The sequence below is a fragment of the Desulfosporosinus sp. OT genome, from assembly GCF_000224515.1.
Classification (GTDB): Bacteria; Bacillota; Desulfitobacteriia; order Desulfitobacteriales; family Desulfitobacteriaceae; genus Desulfosporosinus.
Genome location: NZ_AGAF01000070.1, coordinates 1 through 421, shown reverse-complemented (window position 1 = coordinate 421; position 421 = coordinate 1). Strand labels below are relative to the sequence as shown.

2 protein-coding genes are annotated in these 421 nt (G+C 39.0%); both read left to right on the top strand.

Annotated features, from left to right (window positions below; genetic code table 11):
* On the top strand, positions 1-204 hold a 204-nt coding region (locus tag DOT_RS32285), incomplete at its 5' end, for a four helix bundle protein (protein ID WP_282433436.1).
* A 34-nt stretch (positions 205-238) separates the two neighbouring features.
* Positions 239-388 (top strand): four helix bundle protein, encoded by a 150-nt coding sequence (locus tag DOT_RS32280; RefSeq protein WP_009615755.1) that lies wholly within the window; start codon positions 239-241, stop codon positions 386-388.
* Positions 389-421: the final 33 nt, after the last annotated feature.

Genomic DNA, 421 nt, shown 5'->3' with positions numbered 1-421 from the left:
CAGAGGTCAGTTGACAGAGGCCAGAAGTCGGAAATAGAGGGTAGTATGATAGAAAGTTACCGTGATCTAAGAGTGTATCAAATTTCTTATGAATTGGCACTTGAAGTACACAAGCTAACCTTAAAATTCCCCGACTTTGAAAAATACGAACTAGGAATTCCAGAATACAGAGGGCAGAAGCCAGAGGTCAGAACAAGTATCTGATATCTGGTATCCGACAGCTGATTTCTGAATTGCAATGGCACAAGGGTCAAAAGACGAAACAAAAGTGTTGTTAGAATTAGCAAAAGATCTAGGTTATATCCAAGAAGATGTATTCAAGAGATTGTTTGAGCGATATGATGAATTGGGCAAACAGTTATATACTCTTCACCTGAAATGGAAATAATCTGGCTTCTGGATTCTGACAACTGACCTCTGA